This window comes from Streptomyces sp. NPDC001270 (assembly GCF_042896695.1).
In the GTDB taxonomy this organism is placed as follows: Bacteria; Actinomycetota; Actinomycetes; order Streptomycetales; family Streptomycetaceae; genus Streptomyces.
The window spans coordinates 65897-83052 of the sequence record NZ_JBIAXM010000012.1 but is presented as its reverse complement, the minus strand read 5'-3'; the positions used below and the strand labels follow the sequence as shown (position 1 = coordinate 83052).

Annotated in this window: 19 protein-coding genes; 8 read left to right on the top strand and 11 right to left on the bottom strand. The window is 68.4% G+C overall.

The window, feature by feature from the left end:
- Positions 1 to 34: 34 nt before the first annotated feature.
- Positions 35 to 346 carry a hypothetical protein gene (locus ACFY2B_RS21405; protein WP_390764667.1) on the bottom strand — a complete coding sequence of 104 codons (312 nt, stop codon included), beginning with the start codon at positions 344 to 346 and terminating at the stop codon, positions 35 to 37.
- 262 nt (positions 347 to 608) lie between these two features.
- Here ACFY2B_RS21405 and rpsF point away from each other — a divergent pair, with 262 nt between their 5' ends.
- From rpsF to rplI, 4 genes are all read left to right on the top strand, one after another.
- Complete coding sequence (rpsF, locus tag ACFY2B_RS21400) at positions 609 to 899, top strand: 30S ribosomal protein S6 (RefSeq protein ID WP_376530862.1); 291 nt, start codon at positions 609 to 611, stop codon at positions 897 to 899.
- A 73-nt stretch (positions 900 to 972) separates the two neighbouring features.
- Positions 973 to 1560: a single-stranded DNA-binding protein gene (locus ACFY2B_RS21395; protein ID WP_376530864.1), complete on the top strand. Its 588-nt coding sequence runs from the start codon at positions 973 to 975 to the stop codon at positions 1558 to 1560.
- A gap of 72 nt (positions 1561 to 1632) precedes the next feature.
- Positions 1633 to 1869: a 30S ribosomal protein S18 gene (gene rpsR, locus ACFY2B_RS21390; RefSeq protein WP_003949403.1), complete on the top strand. Its 237-nt coding sequence runs from the start codon at positions 1633 to 1635 to the stop codon at positions 1867 to 1869.
- Between the two features lie 18 nt (positions 1870 to 1887).
- On the top strand, positions 1888 to 2334 hold the full coding sequence (gene rplI / locus ACFY2B_RS21385; RefSeq protein WP_376530866.1) for a 50S ribosomal protein L9: 447 nt from the start codon (positions 1888 to 1890) through the stop codon (positions 2332 to 2334).
- A gap of 143 nt (positions 2335 to 2477) precedes the next feature.
- Here the strand turns inward: rplI and ACFY2B_RS21380 are convergent, their stop codons facing one another.
- Positions 2478 to 3815 carry an MATE family efflux transporter gene (locus ACFY2B_RS21380; protein WP_390764666.1) on the bottom strand — a complete coding sequence of 446 codons (1338 nt, stop codon included), beginning with the start codon at positions 3813 to 3815 and terminating at the stop codon, positions 2478 to 2480.
- Positions 3816 to 4275: 460 nt separating this feature from the next.
- Here ACFY2B_RS21380 and dnaB point away from each other — a divergent pair, with 460 nt between their 5' ends.
- A complete protein-coding gene (gene dnaB, locus ACFY2B_RS21375) occupies positions 4276 to 5754 on the top strand; it encodes a replicative DNA helicase (RefSeq protein WP_390764665.1) in 1479 nt (492 codons plus the stop codon).
- A 183-nt stretch (positions 5755 to 5937) separates the two neighbouring features.
- Here the strand turns inward: dnaB and ACFY2B_RS21370 are convergent, their stop codons facing one another.
- The gene (locus ACFY2B_RS21370) at positions 5938 to 6510 is read right to left on the bottom strand and encodes a TetR/AcrR family transcriptional regulator (RefSeq protein WP_390764664.1); all 573 of its coding nucleotides are present in this window, start codon (positions 6508 to 6510) and stop codon (positions 5938 to 5940) included.
- 196 nt (positions 6511 to 6706) lie between these two features.
- Between ACFY2B_RS21370 and ACFY2B_RS21365 the strand changes: the two genes are divergently transcribed.
- On the top strand, positions 6707 to 7567 hold the full coding sequence (locus ACFY2B_RS21365; RefSeq protein ID WP_390764663.1) for an enoyl-CoA hydratase/isomerase family protein: 861 nt from the start codon (positions 6707 to 6709) through the stop codon (positions 7565 to 7567).
- An 18-nt stretch (positions 7568 to 7585) separates the two neighbouring features.
- Here the strand turns inward: ACFY2B_RS21365 and ACFY2B_RS21360 are convergent, their stop codons facing one another.
- Positions 7586 to 7726: a hypothetical protein gene (locus ACFY2B_RS21360; RefSeq protein ID WP_390764662.1), complete on the bottom strand. Its 141-nt coding sequence runs from the start codon at positions 7724 to 7726 to the stop codon at positions 7586 to 7588.
- 226 nt (positions 7727 to 7952) lie between these two features.
- Here ACFY2B_RS21360 and ACFY2B_RS21355 point away from each other — a divergent pair, with 226 nt between their 5' ends.
- The gene (locus ACFY2B_RS21355; RefSeq protein WP_390764661.1) at positions 7953 to 9338 is read left to right on the top strand and encodes a serine hydrolase domain-containing protein; all 1386 of its coding nucleotides are present in this window, start codon (positions 7953 to 7955) and stop codon (positions 9336 to 9338) included.
- 93 nt (positions 9339 to 9431) lie between these two features.
- Here the strand turns inward: ACFY2B_RS21355 and ACFY2B_RS21350 are convergent, their stop codons facing one another.
- The 3 genes from ACFY2B_RS21350 to ACFY2B_RS21340 form a co-directional block, all read right to left on the bottom strand.
- The gene (locus ACFY2B_RS21350; protein WP_390764660.1) at positions 9432 to 9884 is read right to left on the bottom strand and encodes a GNAT family N-acetyltransferase; all 453 of its coding nucleotides are present in this window, start codon (positions 9882 to 9884) and stop codon (positions 9432 to 9434) included.
- Positions 9885 to 9893: 9 nt separating this feature from the next.
- Positions 9894 to 10352, bottom strand: a complete 459-nt coding sequence (locus tag ACFY2B_RS21345) for a MarR family winged helix-turn-helix transcriptional regulator (RefSeq protein ID WP_390764659.1) — start codon at positions 10350 to 10352, stop codon at positions 9894 to 9896.
- Positions 10353 to 10814: 462 nt separating this feature from the next.
- Positions 10815 to 11681 carry a GNAT family N-acetyltransferase gene (locus ACFY2B_RS21340; protein ID WP_390764658.1) on the bottom strand — a complete coding sequence of 289 codons (867 nt, stop codon included), beginning with the start codon at positions 11679 to 11681 and terminating at the stop codon, positions 10815 to 10817.
- A 533-nt stretch (positions 11682 to 12214) separates the two neighbouring features.
- Between ACFY2B_RS21340 and ACFY2B_RS21335 the strand changes: the two genes are divergently transcribed.
- Complete coding sequence (locus ACFY2B_RS21335; RefSeq protein WP_390764657.1) at positions 12215 to 13777, top strand: globin domain-containing protein; 1563 nt, start codon at positions 12215 to 12217, stop codon at positions 13775 to 13777.
- A gap of 40 nt (positions 13778 to 13817) precedes the next feature.
- Here the strand turns inward: ACFY2B_RS21335 and ACFY2B_RS21330 are convergent, their stop codons facing one another.
- The 4 genes from ACFY2B_RS21330 to ACFY2B_RS21315 form a co-directional block, all read right to left on the bottom strand.
- Entirely contained in the window at positions 13818 to 14300 is a 483-nt protein-coding gene (locus ACFY2B_RS21330; protein ID WP_390764656.1) for an NUDIX domain-containing protein, read from the bottom strand.
- A gap of 87 nt (positions 14301 to 14387) precedes the next feature.
- On the bottom strand, positions 14388 to 15293 hold the full coding sequence (locus tag ACFY2B_RS21325) for a LysR family transcriptional regulator (protein WP_390764655.1): 906 nt from the start codon (positions 15291 to 15293) through the stop codon (positions 14388 to 14390).
- A gap of 225 nt (positions 15294 to 15518) precedes the next feature.
- Positions 15519 to 16667 carry a cystathionine gamma-lyase gene (locus ACFY2B_RS21320; RefSeq protein WP_390764654.1) on the bottom strand — a complete coding sequence of 383 codons (1149 nt, stop codon included), beginning with the start codon at positions 16665 to 16667 and terminating at the stop codon, positions 15519 to 15521.
- Positions 16664 to 17155 (bottom strand): low molecular weight protein-tyrosine-phosphatase, encoded by a 492-nt coding sequence (locus ACFY2B_RS21315; protein ID WP_390764653.1) that lies wholly within the window; start codon positions 17153 to 17155, stop codon positions 16664 to 16666. Before ACFY2B_RS21315 ends, ACFY2B_RS21320 begins: the two co-directional genes overlap by 4 nt.
- Position 17156: the final 1 nt, after the last annotated feature.

Here is a 17156-nt window from a genome sequence, read left to right as displayed (position 1 = left end):
TTTTACATGGAGTTCGGCAGACGGTGTCCGCGGCTCAGAGGACGCCGCCGAACAGGCCGCCGTGTGCCATTCCGATCAGCAGGCCGACGCCCGCGGCACCGAGACCCAATACCAGACCGAACCGCTGACGCGTGGTCTCCGAGACCCACTGCCCCCAGGCGCCGGTGAGGATGCCCACCAGACCGGTCCAGGAGCTGAGCAGGTGCAGGCTGTGAAAGAACGACGAGATGAAGGCCGTCAGCCCGAGCACCAGTGTCACGGCGAGCAGGGCGTCCTGGAGCGGATGGGGCTTGTCGTCCGTGGCCAAGAGGGATCCGGCGGTGTTGGGTCGCAATACCTGTGCCATAGGGCACCTCCTGCGGAAGGCGGCGCATCGTAGCGCCATACACACCCGATGTGTACAGATTGACGGCTCCCACGACCGGATTTCAACCGGAAGCCGGTGTCCGGGTACTGTGTACGGTCTGCACCGGTGTCTGCCTGGACCGCTGCGGGAGTCCCGGCGGGACCCCCGATCGTCAGTGGCGGCCGATACCGTTGCGTACGCATCACAACCCTCCTGCCACGGAACGACCGTGGCCGCTGAGTCCAGAGGAGGTGGGTTCCACATGCGTCACTACGAGGTGATGGTCATCCTCGACCCCGATCTTGAGGAGCGCGCTGTCTCCCCACTGATCGAGAACTTCCTGTCCGTCATCCGTGACGGCGGGGGCAAGGTCGAAAAGATCGACACCTGGGGCCGTCGTCGTCTCGCGTACGAGATCAAGAAGAAGCCCGAGGGCATCTACTCGGTCATCGACCTGCAGGCCGAGCCTGCGGTCGTCAAGGAGCTCGACCGCCAGATGAACCTGAACGAGTCGGTCCTGCGGACCAAGGTCCTCCGCCCCGAGATGCACTGAGCTTCCGCTCAGTCTGAACTCGGGATCCGAGTAGCAAGCAAGCAGCCAGAGCAAACCCGCCGAGAGGTTCCCCATGGCAGGCGAGACCGTCATCACGGTCGTCGGCAATCTTGTCGACGACCCCGAGCTGCGCTTCACCCCGTCCGGTGCGGCGGTCGCGAAGTTCCGCGTCGCGTCCACTCCGCGCACCTTCGACCGTCAGACGAATGAGTGGAAGGACGGCGAGAGCCTGTTCCTGACCTGCTCGGTCTGGCGTCAGGCAGCGGAGAACGTCGCCGAGTCGCTGCAGCGAGGCATGCGCGTCATCGTGCAGGGCCGGCTGAAGCAGCGGTCCTACGAGGACCGTGAGGGCGTCAAGCGCACGGTCTACGAGCTGGACGTCGAAGAGGTCGGCGCCAGCCTCCGCAATGCCACGGCCAAGGTCACCAAGACCAGTGGTGGCGGCCGCGGTGGCCAGGGTGGTTACGGCGGCGGTGGCGGCGGCCAGCAGGGTGGCGGCGGCTGGGGCGGCGGCCCCGGTGGTGGCCAGCAGGGCGGCGGCGCTCCTGCCGACGACCCCTGGGCGACCGGCGCTCCCGCCGGTGGTGGCCAGCAGGGTGGCGGCGGCTGGGGCGGTGGCTCCGGCGGCGGTGGCGGCTACTCGGACGAGCCTCCCTTCTAGGTCCTCGGATCCCAGATTCCGGACCAGGGGCGGGGCCGTACCCACACTTCTTGATCACACAGGAGAAACACCATGGCGAAGCCGCCTGTGCGCAAGCCGAAGAAGAAGGTCTGCGCATTCTGCAAGGACAAGGTCACGTACGTTGACTACAAGGACACGAACATGCTGCGGAAGTTCATTTCCGACCGCGGCAAGATCCGTGCCCGTCGCGTGACCGGCAACTGCACGCAGCACCAGCGTGACGTCGCCACGGCCGTCAAGAACAGCCGTGAGATGGCGCTGCTGCCCTACACCTCCACCGCGCGCTAAGGGAAGGGTGACCGACTCATGAAGATCATCCTCACCCATGAGGTCTCCGGCCTCGGTGCCGCGGGCGACGTCGTCGACGTCAAGGACGGTTACGCTCGCAACTACCTGATCCCGCGGAAGTTCGCGATCCGCTGGACCAAGGGCGGCGAGAAGGACGTCGAGCAGATCCGTCGTGCTCGCAAGATCCACGAGATCCAGACCATCGAGCAGGCCAACCAGGTCAAGGCCCAGCTTGAGGGCGTGAAGGTCCGTCTGGCCGTCCGCTCCGGCGACGCCGGCCGTCTCTTCGGTTCCGTCACCCCGGCCGACATCGCCTCCGCGATCAAGGCTTCCGGTGGCCCCGAGGTCGACAAGCGTCGTATCGAGCTGTCCGCTCCGATCAAGACCCTGGGAGCCCACGAGACGTCCGTGCGTCTGCACCCCGAGGTTGCCGCCAAGGTCAACGTCGAGGTCATCGCGGCCTGATCGCTGCTCTCGGATCAGCTGTAGAAGGGGCCGTACCCAAGACGGGTACGGCCCCTTTTACATGGTCTCGCATGGCCGTGTGGCGTTGGCGGTGAGCGCGTTTCACGTGAAACGTGGCAGCACGCGGTGTTTCACGTGAAACCTCAGCGTGTGGCGCCCGTGACGACCCAGCGGCCGGAGCGAGAACGCAGCCAGAGCGTCAGCATTCGCATGGTCATCATCAGCGTCATGGCCGCCCAGACTGCGGTGAGCCCGCCGCCGAACACGGGCACAAGCAGGGCCACCGGGGCGAAGACCGCGAGAGTGAGCACCATGGCCCCGGCCAGATACGGCCCGTCCCCCGCGCCCATCAGGACGCCGTCGAGTACGAAGACCACTCCGCAGATCGGCTGGGACAGCGCCACGATGAGCAAGGCGGGCAACGCGGCATCCCTGACGATGGGGTCACCGGTGAACAGGGGCAGAAACACCGGACGAGCCACGACCACCAGGAGCCCCAGGGCCACTCCGACCGCTGTGCCCCACTGCACCATGCGGCGACATGCCTCCCGAGCACCCTGTGGATCGTCCGCTCCCAGATAGCGGCCGATGATGGCCTGCCCGGCGATCGCTATGGCGTCGAGGGCGAAAGCCAGCAAGCTCCAGAGCGACAGCACGATCTGGTGGGCGGCGATGTCGGCGTCTCCGAGCCGGGCCGCGACGGCTGTGGCGATCATGAGGATCGCCCGTAGCGAGAGCGTACGGACGAGCAAGGGGACACCAGCCTGTGCGGAGGCTCTGATACCGGTGGCGTCGGGCCGTAGTGATGCACCGTGCTCACGGGCGCCCCGGACGACCACGATGAGATAGACCGCTGCCATTGCGCACTGAGCGATGACCGTGCCCCAGGCGGAGCCGGCGATGCCGAGTCCGGCGCCGTAGACGAGTCCGACATTGAGGGCCGCGTTGGCGACGAAGCCCGCCACTGCGACGTAGAGCGGGGTCCGGGTGTCCTGGAGCCCGCGGAGGACACCGGTGGCGGCCAGCACGACCAGCATGGCCGGGATGCCCAGCGATGAGATCCGAAGGTAGGTCGTCGCGTACGGTGCCGCGGTGGACGAGGCGCCGAACAGGTCCACGATGGCGGGGGCGAGCGGCAGGACGACGACGATGACGGCAATTCCGAGCAGCAGTGCCAGCCAGATGCCGTCCATGCCCTGGCGGATGGCTGCCTTGAGATTGCCTGCGCCCACCCGTCGGGCGACCGCCGCCGTGGTGGCATAGGCGAGGAAGACGAAGACGCTCACGGCAGTCGTCAGGAGGGCCGAGGCGACACCGAGGCCGGCCAACTGCGTCGTGCCCAGATGGCCGACGATCGCGCTGTCCGCCATGACGAAAAGCGGCTCGGCGACCAGCGCGCCGAAGGCCGGAACGGCCAGTGCGACAATCTCTCGGTCGTGCCGTCGGAGAGTGGCCCTGGGTATCGCGGGAGCCTGTGGCATGGGCGCTAATCTAATCGTCCACAGGTAAGAGATGCAATGCAGTTGTGTCCCTTACTTCGATGGTCACGGAGTGTGCTCTCGTGCACTGTTCGACACGATCTTGGTCCGACCGGGAAAGTTTTTCTTCTGCACAGCCGGTGGACGGGAAACGTGCAGGTCAGAGGGGCTTCTATGGAAGGGGTGGGGGCTTGTTCACAGGGCTGTCCACCGTGTCGTGCACAGGTTTTGCCAGGTTCTCCACAGCATCGGGGCCGTCGTCCACATGGCCTGTGGATAACCAGATTGGCTGACGGTGCCGAGGGGCCTAACGTGGTCCGGCGCCCGTCCGCCGTACTGGCCTCGGAACCCTCACAAAACCGACGTGTCACAACCGGAATTGGGCGTCTTCATTTGTCAGTGCCGTGCCGTACAAAAGAGAGGCACGGCGAGGTCCGCTCGGCGGACGGGAGGAGGTGGCTCGGTGAGTATTTCCGAGCCCTTGGACGACCCGTGGGCCGACAGCGGGCCCAGTGATCGTCTGCCTGCTTCCCGCCGCCGCGGGGATGCCGGTCCGAGCCGGGACGAGCAGCACGAACGCGGCCGGGAGAGCGGCGGATGGGACGGTGGTGGCACGTCCTTCGAGCGGGTACCGCCACAGGACCTCGACGCTGAGCAGTCCGTTCTCGGCGGCATGCTGCTGTCGAAGGACGCCATCGCCGACGTCGTGGAGGTCCTCAAGGGCCACGACTTCTACAAGCCCGCTCACGAGACCATCTACCAGGCGATCCTCGACGTCTATGCGAAGGGCGAGCCGGCTGACCCCATCACCATCGCCGCGGAACTCACCAAACGCGGCGAGATCAACAAGGTCGGCGGCTCGTCCTATCTGCACACGCTCGTCCAGACCGTGCCGACGGCGGCGAACGCCGAGTACTACGCGGAGATCGTCCATGAGCGGGCGGTCCTGCGCCGCCTGGTCGAGGCCGGTACCCGCATCACCCAGATGGGATACGCGGCCGACGGCGACATCGACGAGATCGTCAACCAGGCCCAGGCCGAGATCTACGCGGTCACCGAGCAGCGGACCAGCGAGGACTATCTGCCGCTTGCCGAGATCATGGAGGGCGCTCTCGACGAGATCGAGGCCATCGGTTCGCGCAGCGGGGAGATGACGGGAGTGCCCACCGGGTTCACCGACTTCGACTCCCTGACGAACGGTCTGCACCCGGGGCAGATGATCGTCATCGCCGCGCGTCCCGCCATGGGCAAGTCGACACTGGCGCTGGATTTCGCCCGGGCCGCCTCGATCAAGAACAACCTGCCCAGTGTGATCTTCTCGCTCGAAATGGGCCGCAACGAGATCGCGATGCGTCTGCTGTCCGCCGAAGCGCGTGTCGCCCTGCACCACATGCGGTCCGGCACGATGACCGACGAGGACTGGACCCGGCTGGCCCGCCGTATGCCGGACGTCACGGCGGCCCCGCTGTACATCGACGACTCCCCGAACCTGTCGATGATGGAGATCCGCGCCAAGTGCCGTCGGCTGAAGCAGCGCAACGACCTCAAGCTGGTCGTCATCGACTACCTCCAGCTGATGCAGTCCGGCGGGTCCAAACGTGCCGAGAGCCGTCAGCAGGAGGTCTCGGACATGTCCCGCAACCTCAAGCTCCTCGCCAAGGAACTGGAGCTTCCCGTCATCGCGCTCTCCCAGCTCAACCGCGGTCCCGAGCAGCGCACCGACAAGAAACCGATGGTCTCCGACCTGCGCGAGTCGGGCTCCATCGAGCAGGACGCCGACATGGTCATCCTGTTGCACCGCGAGGATGCGTACGAGAAGGAGTCACCCCGCGCGGGTGAGGCTGACCTGATCGTCGCCAAGCACCGAAACGGCCCCACAGCGACGATCACGGTCGCCTTCCAGGGCCACTACTCGCGGTTCGTGGACATGGCACAGACCTGATCGCGGGAGGTGTGGGGTCTCAGAGCCGGCTGCCTGTGGATGGCATGTGTGCAGTCACCGTGAGACCCCCGGCTCGGAGCACCGACGCTCCGAAGGCAAGTCCGAGCGCGTCCTTGCCCTTGCAACCGTCGCCCAGTCTCACCGGCTGCCGCCGACTCACCGACTGAGCGCCACCGGCTTGGATCACGCCGGAGTGCTCACCTGCCGGTGTTCCGGGGTTGAGAAGGCCGCGAACGCCGCGTCGAGAAGTTCGTCGAGGTCATCCTGACCGCCGCTCGCGGTCCACTGCCCGAGGACGATCCACAGGCATTCGAGCGCCGCCGCGACGCGAACGTCCGCGACGACCGATGGCCCGCCGGCCGCGGCGGTTGTCTCTTGGAGTCGGGCAACGATCCCGGGGCGCCATTCGGCCTGCTTCTCCCTGAGCCGTGCGCACAGGGCCGGGGTCTGTTCGATGAGGCCGAGGATCGTCAGGAGTTCTTGGACGTCACGCAGGAGGAACGTCACGGCTGAGCCGAGAGCCCTGCGCAGCTTGCTCCAGTCGTCCTCGTCGGCCCGATCGGTGTCGAGCGCGTCCGCAATGACGTCGCCGAGCGGGTCGAAGACGTACAGCACCACATCTTCCTTGGTGCCGAAGTAGCGCAGGAACGTGCTTCGCGACACTCCGGCGGCTTCGGACAGATCGGCGAAGGTGACCTGATTGAAGCCGGTGAGGCAGAACCGGTTGAACGCCACGCGGGCCAGCTCGGCCCGCACCGCGTGACGGCCGATCTCGCGTGTGCCGACAGGTGCGGAACTCATACACCGAGTGTACTGCAGCACACTCATTTGCAGATGTGGGTACAAGTTTGTAACCTGATACTCAGTGTCAGACATGAAGCCGGGAAGCGCCATCTACGCCCTCGGCCGGTAGCGCGATCAAGCGCGAGCCTCAATCGAAGTGGAGCCCTCCATGAGCTACGACGACCTCTCCGCCCTGACGATCAACGTCTCGGAGGGGGTTGCGACAGTGACGATCGACCACCCGCCCCTCAATCTGATGGACGCGGTCCTGCTGCCGTCGCTCCGGGCATTCATCGCCCGAGTACGCGATGACGCCGACGTCCGCGTCATCGTTTTCGAGAGCGCCGACCCGGAGTTCTTCATCGCGCACGGCGACATGGCCTACCTCACCGACCCGGATGCCCTGCCTGCCGCCACGCGCGCCGCGATCGCGGCCGCACCGGACGCGACCATCCCCGATGGCTTCAACATCCTTCAGGCCGTGAGCGAAGAGGTCCGTTCGCTGCCGCAGGTCACCATTGGCAAGCTCGCCGGCTTCGCACGCGGTGCCGGTAACGAGTTCTTCATGTACCTGGACATGCGGTTCGCGGCGATCGGCAAGTCGGGGCAAGGACAGCCCGAGTCCTTGATGGGGATCCTCCCCGGAGGCGGCGGCACGGTGAACATGACGCGCCTGACGGGCAGGGCCCGTGCCCTTGAGCTCATTCTCGGCGCCGAACTCGTCGGCGCGGAACTGGCGGAGCGGTACGGCCTGATCAACCGCGCTCTGCCCGCCGCCGAGCTCGACGCGTTCGTCGACGCCCTTGCCCGGCGGATCGCCGGCCTGCGGCCAGAAGTGATCTCCGCTATCAAGACCACGGTCGACGCGATCGCGCAACCGATCCCCCACGCGGCCTATGCCGTCGAGAACGAGGCCCTGTTCGCGGCGTTCGGCGACGAGGTCACCGAGCTCGCCCACAAATTGCTCGCTGCCGGTATCCAGACCCGCGAGGGTGAACGAGACCACGAACGCATCGCCAACAACATCTGAGCGCTCAGCCCCTCGACGTCAGAGGGCGATACGTGAGTTGCTGCCTGTTCCCTTGAGAGGCCCCACCCGTTCGATGGCCTCAGCGGTGCGAGGGCCGTTGCGCAGGGCGAGGGCGTATGCGGCCTCCAGGCGTACGAGTTGGTTGTTCTCGCTGAGCAACGCCGCCAGGATGTCGGCGACGGCGGGCGTACGGTCCCGGGAGCCTGCCGACGCCGACGCGGCCGCGCCCGCACATCGGCATCCGGCGCCTCGGACGGCGACAGCAGCGCCCGGGTGAGCTCCGGGAGGCCGGTTCATCGAGTGTGGACTCGACCGACGAATCGGCCGCCGGTGAAACGGAAGAAATGAAGTCGACGTGGTTGCCTCCGGAGGATGGACTGGGGGCATGACGACATCTCCAGAAGAACTGTTCCCCGCCACGCGACGGGCGTTGCTGCACAGGATCGCCGTGGCGCAGGCCGAGGGACGGGCGCCGTCGCTGGTGGCCGCGGTCGTACGGGACGGGCGGACCGTGTGGCACGGGTCCCGGACCTCGGTGGACGGGCATGGTCCGGATGAGGACGTGCAGTACCGGATCGGGTCGATCACGAAGACGTTCACGGCCGTTCTCGTGTTGCGGCTACGGGACGAGGGTGTGCTGGAACTCGGCGATCCGCTGGAGAAGCATCTGCCGGGCACCGGCGTGGGGGAGGCCACCATCGCCGAACTGCTGGCGCATACCGGCGGGTTGGCTGCCGAGTCACCGGCTCCCTGGTGGGAACGGACCCCCGGAGCGCTGCGCCCCGAACTGAGCGATGTGCTGGGTGAAAAGCCGTTGGTACATCCGATCGGTCGCCGGCACCACTACTCGAATCCGGGCTACACGTTGCTGGGTGCGTTGGTGGAGGAGGTGCGTGGCGCGCCGTGGGAGGAAGTGCTCCGTCGGGAGGTGCTCGAACCGCTCGGTCTCGACCGCACCAGTGGCCGGCCCCGGGCCCCGCATGCGGGCGGATGGGCCGTCCACCCCTGGGCCGACGCGCTGCTGCCCGAGCCGGTCGAGGATCTCGGCCGGATGGCCCCGGCCGGTCAGCTGTGGTCCACCACCGGCGACCTGGCTCGGTTCGCTGTCTTTCTGACTCAGGGGGACGAACGGGTCCTGAGCGCGGACAGCGTGCGTGAGATGCGGACGCCCGCGGCGCCTGCCGAGGCGGCCGATGTGGCGGATGGGATCACCTACGGACTCGGCATGCAGATCCAATACCGCCACGGCCGACTGCTGGTGGGTCACTCCGGTTCGCTTCCCGGCTTCCTGGCCAGCCTCACGATCAGCGTCGCGGACGATGTGGCCGCCGTGGTGTTGGCGAACTGCACCTCCGGTCCGTTGCTCGGCGCGGTGGGCGCCGACCTCGTCCGGATCGTGGCCGAGGCCGAGCCGAGGATCCCCGAGCCGTGGCGGCCGCTGCGCGAGATCGATCCGTCCGTGCTGGAGTTGGCAGGGCAGTGGTACTGGGGCACCCATGCCTTTGGCCTGCGGGTGACGGCCGACGGGCTCGTCTCTCTGGGGCCGCTCGCCGGCAACGGCCGCGGTTCGCGTTTCCGGACCAATGGCGACGGCACCTGGACCGGGCTGGAGGGCTACTACCACGGAGAGCTTCTGCGGGCCGTACGGCGTCCGGACGGGTCGGTGAGCCATCTCGACCTCGGGTCGTTCGTGTTCACGCGGCAGCCGTACGACGAGGGCGCTCCCGTGCCCGGCGGAGTGGACCCCGAGGGATGGCGGGGGATCCGCTAGCCGGCCACGGGGCGCCGCTGCCGGTAAGGCGGGCGTTGCGGTCCGTGTGGCAGTGGCGGTGGCCTGTTTCACGTGAAACAGGCCACATGGGGCTCAGAGCTGAAGCTTGAAGCCCGTGTGCGAGGCGGCGAACCCGAGCCGCTTGTAGAAGCGGTGTGCGTCAGTGCGGCTGTTGTCGGAGGTCAGCTGGACCAACTTGCAGTTCTGGCGCCGGGATTCCTCGATCGCCCACTCGATGAGCTGTGTGCCCAGGCCGTTGCCGCGCTCGTCGGCGTGGATGTGCACGCCCTCGATGAGCGCCCTGGTGGCACCACGTCGCGAGAGCCCGGGAATGAAGGTGAGCTGGAGCGTGCCGACGGTGCGGCCGTCGAGTACGGCGACGACCAACATCTGGTTCGGGTCGGCGGCGAGCCGGTCCAGGGCGGCCAGATACGGGGTGAGATCGTCCGGAGACTCCCGCTGGGCGCCCAGCCGGTCGTCGGCGAGCATGGCGACGATTGCGGGGACGTCGTCGGCGACGGCGTCGCGTATTTCAAGATCTCCCATGCTCGCAGCCTACGTGGGCACGTTCAGTGACTCGACGACCTGTACGAGCGGGGCCAGCTCGGGGTTGGTGGCCGCCTCGTCGAGGGCCTCGCGCAGGGCTGCGTCGTTGGTGGGCCGCGCTTCCTTGAGCAGAGTGAGTCCTGCCTCAGTGACGTTCGTGTAGATGCCGCGGCGATCGGTCGGGCACAGATAGCGCTCCAGCAGCCCGCGGTCCTCAAGCCGGGTGACCAGTCGGGTGGTGGCGCTCTGGCTGAGGACGACCGCGTCGGCGACCTGCTTCATCTGGAGATGGCCCCCTTCACCGTCATGCTGTCGGCTGAGCACGTCGAGCAGGGAGTACTCGCGCACGCTCAGGCCGTGGCCGGTCTGCAGGGCGCGCTCGATACGCGCCTCGATCCTTCCGTGCAGCAGGGAGAGGGCGCACCAGCCCTGGGCGAGTGCAGTGAGTGAGGGGTCGGTCGCTGTCATGGGCGTTTCCTCCGTCCCGGAACCGGCAGATACCAGGGTAGAGCACATCCGCAATAGACTGCGATTGCACATAGCCCGCGTATGCAATTAATTCGGAGCTTCTTCGGTGCCAGGCGGTCGCCGCCGCGGAACTGGCTGCCCCGAGCGAGAAGACCGGGGCCTTTGGGATGACGCTCAGCCCGGGCTGAACGTCACCGATGTCGTCGGCGTCCCGTTGGGTAAGCGGGCGCCAGGTCGGCCGACGGTGGCCTGCGTCACCCGTCGCGGCCCTCGGCTTCGTCGGCCCAGTAGTCGTCGGCCGCCTGGTCCCCCAGATACGGCCCGCCGTCCGGCGCCGTCGGTACGGGCCGCCGGGCTGCGCGGCGGGGCTGCTCTCCTGGGCCGGCCGGGTCGCCGACGGCGCCCGCCCGGTCACGGCGCCGGCCCGGACCGCCGGCCTGCCCCGGTCCCCGAGACCGTTTCTCAGCCTGCCGCTACCGTCAGCGGGGCGAACCTGCGGGTCCAGTCGCCTGGCAATTCCGTGCTGCCGTACACCATCACAGCATTGGAGGACACGGACGCCAGCCCGCGCTCCCTGGCCCACGCCAGCAACCCCTCATGCCGTACGTCGATGTCGGTGCGCAGCGGGCGGTCTGTGCGGGCGGCGAGGGCGGTGATCAGGGCCTGTGCGGTCTCCGTGTCATGGGCGACCAGCGGTCCGACGACCTGAGTGTCCATATTGGGCCAGGCAGCCGCGTACCCGATGATCCGGCCGTTGTCCTCGGCCACGCACAACTGGTCGGCGAAAGCGGGCAGTCGGGTGATGAGGGGGGTGCGATCGGCACCGAACACCTCCTCGTCCAGTCGGACGATCGAGCTGAGGTCCTCGGCGGTGGCCGCGCGGGTCGCCACCGAAGATTCCGGACCCTGAGGACGGAAGTGCCCGCGCACCATCTCCGCGCGGCCGGTGACCTTGAAACCCAACTCCTCGTACAGCGGGCGCCCGTACGGCGTCGCGTACAGCGTCAGGGGCGTGGTCTCCATCGTCGACACGACGTGACGCATCAGGCGGCGCCCCACGCCTCGGCGGGCATGCCGCTCGGCGACCAGGACCATCCCGATGGCAGCCAGGTCAGGGCGGTCCTGCGGACCGTACCGCGTGACGACGCAAGCGGCGATGAGACCACCGTCGGGGTCATCGATGCCGTAACCCCTCCCTGCCGTAAGGAGGAAGCCCCACTTGTGTTCCTCGCGAGGCCACCCCCGATTCTCTGACAAGTCGGCGCAGGCGCTGAGATCACGCGGTGTCAGGCGACGGATGGGCAAAGAGGCGAGGGAAGGAGTCGGCACGCAGGTCAGGCTGTCCGAATGGCACCCCCGGCGTCCACCTGTTTCGAGCAGACGCATGCGCTTTTGGCCACGCCGTGGCCATCTGGACAGCAAGTGGACAGGTGGAGGTGTTTCACGTGAAACCTGAAGAGGCGTCTGACCCCTACAGGCTTGCCTTGCCAGGGTGGGCGGGATCTGCGGGATATCTATGAATTAGTCGGGCACGTCCGGTAATTGAGGGAATCCATGGTTCGCCCGTTGTTTGATTCGTGAGGGAGGAAGGGGGGACTTGTGTGGGCGGCGGCTGCCGGTATGGTCGACTCCGGTTCATGTGCGGGGTGAAGTTCAGCCATCCCGTTCGAGCCGAAGGGTAAAGGAGCCTCACGGGACGGAGAGATCGAACACCCGCATTTCCGGGTATGCGGCCCGGACCACCGCTCGGAGTGGGAAGCTGCGGTGGCTTCACCGGCCGCCGGGCCGGAGCGGGAAGGGCACATCGTCCGCAGGGAAAGCAGGCACCTCCCGTTCGAGGAAGTGCGCAGACCGACCGAAAGATGTTCGAGGCGAGGCACACCATGGACGCTCCGACCACCACGTCGGCGGACAACGGCACCTCTGGCGGGGGCAGCTGGTTCACGCCACGCAAGATGCCGCCGATCGAGCCGTCGGACGGCGAGCAGGACGCGCCGGACGGCCGCCGCCCCGCGGTCCTGCGACCGGTGGGCCGGCGCGCGGCAGAGAGCCGCGAGCGTACTTCGGCGACCGAATCCGCTGTTCCTTCCCCCGATCCCGCGCGTGGCCCCGCCGCTCCCGTCCCCCATGCCGCGACCGGCCCCGCCGCTCCTGTGTACGGAACCGCGACCGGCACCGCCGGAGTTCCGGAGCCTGGGGAGCGAATACCGGGGCCCGTATCCGGACCCCCCGAGGCGCCGTCCACTCCGTCCGAGCCTCCGCAGCACGAACCGCGGGTGCCCTCGCAGCGCTCCGCCTCCGCGATTCCCGACGCATCCCCGGACGCCATCCTCATCCGGCGCACCATGGCCGAGGTCGCTCCCATCGCCGACAAGGTCACCTCGTACTTCTACGCGCTTCTTTTCGTCCGCCATCCCGATCTGCGGCCGTTGTTCCCGGCCGCGATGGATGCCCAGCGGGACCGGTTGCTCAAGGCGCTGCTGATCGCGGCCGAGCACATCGACAACGCTCCCGTCCTCGTGGACTACCTGCAGAACCTCGGCCGGGGCCACCGCAAGTACGGCACCCGGCCAGATCACTACCCGGCCGTCGGCGAGTGCCTCATCGGCGCGCTGAGCAAGTACGCCTCCGCCGTGTGGGACGAGGAGACGGAGGGGGCGTGGGTGCGGGCGTACACGAAGATCTCGCAGGTGATGATCGACGCGGCGGCCCTGGACGAACTGCGCGCCCCGGCCTGGTGGCAGGCGGAGGTCGTCAGCCATGACCTCCGGACACCCGATGTAGCGGTCATCACCGTCCGCCCGGACCAGCCTTATCCGTTCCTCGCCGGGCAGTACACGAGCGTGGAGACCCCGTGGTGGCCGCGGGTCTGGCGGCACTACTCCTTCGCCTCCGCGCCCCGTTCGGACGGGCTGCTGATGTTCCATGTGAAGGCCGTCCCCGCGGGCTGGGTCTCGAACGCGCTCGTGCACCGCGCCGGCCCCGGCGACATCATCCGGCTCGGTCCGCCTGCCGGCTCGATGACCGTCGACCACACCACCGACAGCGGTCTGCTCTGTCTCGGCGGCGGCACCGGCATAGCGCCCATCAAGGCCCTCGTCGAGGATGTCGCCGAACACGGCGAGCGCCGCTCGGTCGAGGTGTTCTACGGCGCCCGCACCGATCACGATCTGTACGACATCGACACGATGCTCCGGCTCCAGCAGGCCCACCCCTGGCTCTCGGTCCGGGCGATCATCGACCGGCAGGCGCATCTTCAGCTCCCCGAGGCCATCCGGGAATACGGTCCCTGGGACGAGTACGACGCCTATCTCTCGGGACCGCCCGGAATGATCCGCAGCGGGGTCACCATGCTGCGGAACGTCGGGATCCCCTCGGAGCGCATACGGCACGACTCGGTCGAGGAACTCGTCACCGTCGGGTGAACTGCCAGCCGCGATCCCACTATCAGCCGAGACCGAACCGTCAGCCGAGATCGGGGGCGTGCATGGCGCGCACGCCCTCGATGTTCCCGTCCAGGAAGTGCCGCAGCGACAGCGGTACGAGATGGACGGAGGCGATGCCGACACGGGTGAACGGCACCCGCACGATCTCGTACTCGCCCATGGGCTTCTCCACTTCGGGACCGTGACGCAGGGCCGGGTCCATGGACTCCAGCCGGCAGACGAAGAAATGCTGCACCTTCACACCGGTCGCGCCGCCGTCCGCACCGATGTGCTCCACGGTGTCCACGAAGCAGGGCACCACGTCGGTGATCTTGGCGCCGAGTTCCTCGTGCACCTCACGGTGCAGGGCGTCGACGACGGTCATGTCCTTCGGCTCGACCCCGCCACCGGGGGTGACCCAGTAGGGATCGACTCCGGGCTTGGTGCGCTTGATCAGGATCAAGTCGTCGCCGTCCAGGAGAACGGCACGGGCGGTGCGCTTCACCACGGGTCGGACGGTCATGGAGGGAATGTGGCCCGGCTGGTTCCACGTGAAACATCGCAAAGTGCCACGGCCCGACCGCACGGTGTGACCCGGCCCGGGGGCCACTCAGCCCCAGTCCGCGGCCGCTCGCTGGAGCCACTCGTGCGCCCGTGCGATGTGCGGCATGGCGAGGGTGCCAGTGCGTACCACCAGGAAGTACGTCCGCAGCGGAGGTACCGCGGGCTCGTGCAGCGCGACCACCTCGCCGCGATCGAGGGCAGGAGCGCACAGATAACGAGGCAGGACGGCCAGACCCGCCCCCGCCGTCGCACATGCGAGGACCGCCCGGAGATCGGGGACGATCACGGTGCCCGAGGCGGCCGGGCGGCAGTCGAAGACCGAGGCCCAGTAACGGGAGACGAAGGGCAGCGACTCGTGGACCTCGACGACGGGCAGATTCTCCAGAGCGGGCGCCCCCTTGCCGCGCAACTGCCCCGAGTCGATCTCCCCCGCCCAGCGCGGGGCGGCGACCAGCACATGCTCCTCGTCGCAGAGCGGGGTCGCCGTGAGCAGGGCACCCCGCGGCCGGGCCGTGCCGATGGCCAGGTCGTGGTGTCCGGCGGCCAGCCCCTCCAGGATCTCCTCGGCGTTCCCGAAGGAGGCGCGGAGCGCAAAGCCCTGGCCCTCGTCGCCGGTGAGTTCCGTGAGCGCGGGAAGGGCCCGTTCGGCGGTGAACTCGGGCGGACCGGCGAGATGCAGGGTGCGCAGGGAGGACTCGTCGTCCAGGCCGGTCTCGGTTATCTCCACCAGCGCGTCGAGATGCGGGGCGGCCTTGTGCGCGAGTTCATCGCCGATGGTCGTCGGGGTCACCCCGCGGGCCTGCCGCAGGAACAGCGGCCGGCCCAACTGCCGCTCCAGGGTCCGGATCTGGGAGGTGACCGCCGGCTGCGACAGGCCCAGCAGCGCGGCGGCGCGGGTGAAGGAACCGGCCCGGTGCACGGTCACAAAGGTGCGCAGCAAGGCCAGATCCATGGCACGCCCTCCCTTTCCCCTGCCCCTTTCCTCGTCCCCCAGGCAGAGCCCAACTATAAATAAGTCGATAGGTCTCTGTCGCTACTGTGATTGGACACTGACACACAGTCAACTAGCCTTGTTCGCGCGGTTCTTCGCGTGGAACCGGGGCGGTCCGAGCCACGAGGGGGGAGGCTCGGACCGTCCGTCGCGCCCGACGGGAACCCGAGCCGGCCCCTCGTCCGGTCACGTCGCGGACTCGTCCAGCGCCCGCAGCAGATCGGCCACCAGGTCCTCGGGATCCTCGGCGCCCACCGAGAGCCGGATGAAGCCCTCCGGAACCGCGTCCCCTCCCCAGCGCCCACGGCGTTCGGCGGTGGACCGGACTCCGCCGAAGCTCGTCGCGTCCTCGACGAGCCGCAGCGATGCGAGGAAACGCTCAGCACGCGCGCGCGTGGGCAGCGTGAAGGAGACCACGGACCCGAAGCGCCGCATCTGCCGCGCGGCGGCCCTGTGCGAAGGGTCCTCGGGCAGCCCCGGATACCGCAGCCCGGTCACCTCGGGCCGGTCCCGCAGCACCCGCGCCACCGCGAGCGCCGTGGTGTCCTGCCGGTCCACGCGCAGTTGGAGCGTGGCGATGGACCGATGGGCCAGCCACGCCTCCATGGGCCCCGGGATCGCCCCGACGATCTTGCGCCAGCGACGTACGGCGGCCATGGCCTCGGCGTCGCGCCCCACGACGTAGCCCAGGAGGACGTCCCCGTGGCCGGTGAGCTGCTTGGTGCCGCTGGCCACCGAGAAGTCCGCGCCCAGCTCCAGCGGACGCTGCCCGAGGGGCGTGGCGAGCGTGTTGTCGACCGCCACGAGCGCGCCACGCGCGTGTGCCGCCCCGACCAGGCGGCGGATGTCGCACACGTCGAGCCCGGGGTTCGACGGGGTCTCGATCCACAGCAGCTTGGCGCCGTCCAGCACGTCGAGCTGGGCGTCGCCGGCGGTCGGCGCGGTGCGCACCTCGATGCCGTACGTCTCCAGCTGGGCGCGTACCAGCGGCAGCACCTGGTAGCCGTCGGAGGGCAGTACGACCGCGTCCCCGGCGCGCAGCTGGGAGAAGACCACCGACGAGATGGCCGCCATGCCGGAGGCGAACACCAGTGTCTCCGCGCCGTCCGTTCCGGGCGCTTCCAGCTCCCCGATGGCGCGCTCCAGCAGGGTCCAGGTCGGGTTGTCGTCGCGGCCGTAGGAGTACGGGCCCGTCACCTCGCCCGGCAGATGGAAATGGGCGGCGAAGACCGGTCCCGGCAGCGTCGGTTCGTTCTTGACCGGCTCGGGCAGTCCGGCGCGTACGGCACGTGTGCCGTCGCCGGGCCGACCGTCGTTCTCGGGGGTGTCGCTCATCCGGCCTGTTCCTCCAGACGGTCACGTACGGCGGCGAGCAGCCCCGTGCTCGCTGCCTCCACCATCTCAAGGCACTCCGTGAAGCCGTCCAGCCCGCCGTAGTACGGGTCGGGTACGTCGAGGTCGTCCCCGGCGGCGGGGTCGTAGGAGCGCAGCAGCCGCACCTTGCGGGCGTCCTCCTCCGTGGGCGCCAGGCGGCGCAGAGCCTTGAGGTGGCCGGAGTCGAGGGCGATCACAAGGTCGAGGCGGGCGAACCAGGACGGCTGGAACCGACGGGCCGTGTGGTCGATGTCATAGCCGTGCTCCTCCAGGACGGCGACGGTGCGCGGATCGGCGCCGTCGCCCTCGTGCCAGCCGCCGGTGCCGGCGCTGTCGACCTCGACCAGATCCTGGAGGTGCGCTTCCTCGGCGCGGGCGCGGAAGACGGACTCGGCCATGGGGGAGCGGCAGATGTTGCCGGTGCAGACGAAGCAGACGCGGTAGGTCATC

Coding starts and splice junctions, on each gene's coding strand:
- ACFY2B_RS21405 (WP_390764667.1), bottom strand. CDS start 346: ATGGCACAGGTATTGCGACCCAACACCGCCGGATCCCTCTTGGCCACG.
- rpsF (WP_376530862.1), top strand. CDS start 609: ATGCGTCACTACGAGGTGATGGTCATCCTCGACCCCGATCTTGAGGAG.
- ACFY2B_RS21395 (WP_376530864.1), top strand. CDS start 973: ATGGCAGGCGAGACCGTCATCACGGTCGTCGGCAATCTTGTCGACGAC.
- rpsR (WP_003949403.1), top strand. CDS start 1,633: ATGGCGAAGCCGCCTGTGCGCAAGCCGAAGAAGAAGGTCTGCGCATTC.
- rplI (WP_376530866.1), top strand. CDS start 1,888: ATGAAGATCATCCTCACCCATGAGGTCTCCGGCCTCGGTGCCGCGGGC.
- ACFY2B_RS21380 (WP_390764666.1), bottom strand. CDS start 3,815: ATGCCACAGGCTCCCGCGATACCCAGGGCCACTCTCCGACGGCACGAC.
- ACFY2B_RS21365 (WP_390764663.1), top strand. CDS start 6,707: ATGAGCTACGACGACCTCTCCGCCCTGACGATCAACGTCTCGGAGGGG.
- ACFY2B_RS21355 (WP_390764661.1), top strand. CDS start 7,953: ATGACGACATCTCCAGAAGAACTGTTCCCCGCCACGCGACGGGCGTTG.
- ACFY2B_RS21350 (WP_390764660.1), bottom strand. CDS start 9,884: ATGGGAGATCTTGAAATACGCGACGCCGTCGCCGACGACGTCCCCGCA.
- ACFY2B_RS21345 (WP_390764659.1), bottom strand. CDS start 10,352: ATGACAGCGACCGACCCCTCACTCACTGCACTCGCCCAGGGCTGGTGC.
- ACFY2B_RS21335 (WP_390764657.1), top strand. CDS start 12,215: ATGTTCGAGGCGAGGCACACCATGGACGCTCCGACCACCACGTCGGCG.
- ACFY2B_RS21330 (WP_390764656.1), bottom strand. CDS start 14,300: ATGACCGTCCGACCCGTGGTGAAGCGCACCGCCCGTGCCGTTCTCCTG.
- ACFY2B_RS21325 (WP_390764655.1), bottom strand. CDS start 15,293: ATGGATCTGGCCTTGCTGCGCACCTTTGTGACCGTGCACCGGGCCGGT.
- ACFY2B_RS21320 (WP_390764654.1), bottom strand. CDS start 16,667: ATGAGCGACACCCCCGAGAACGACGGTCGGCCCGGCGACGGCACACGT.
- ACFY2B_RS21315 (WP_390764653.1), bottom strand. CDS start 17,155: ATGACCTACCGCGTCTGCTTCGTCTGCACCGGCAACATCTGCCGCTCC.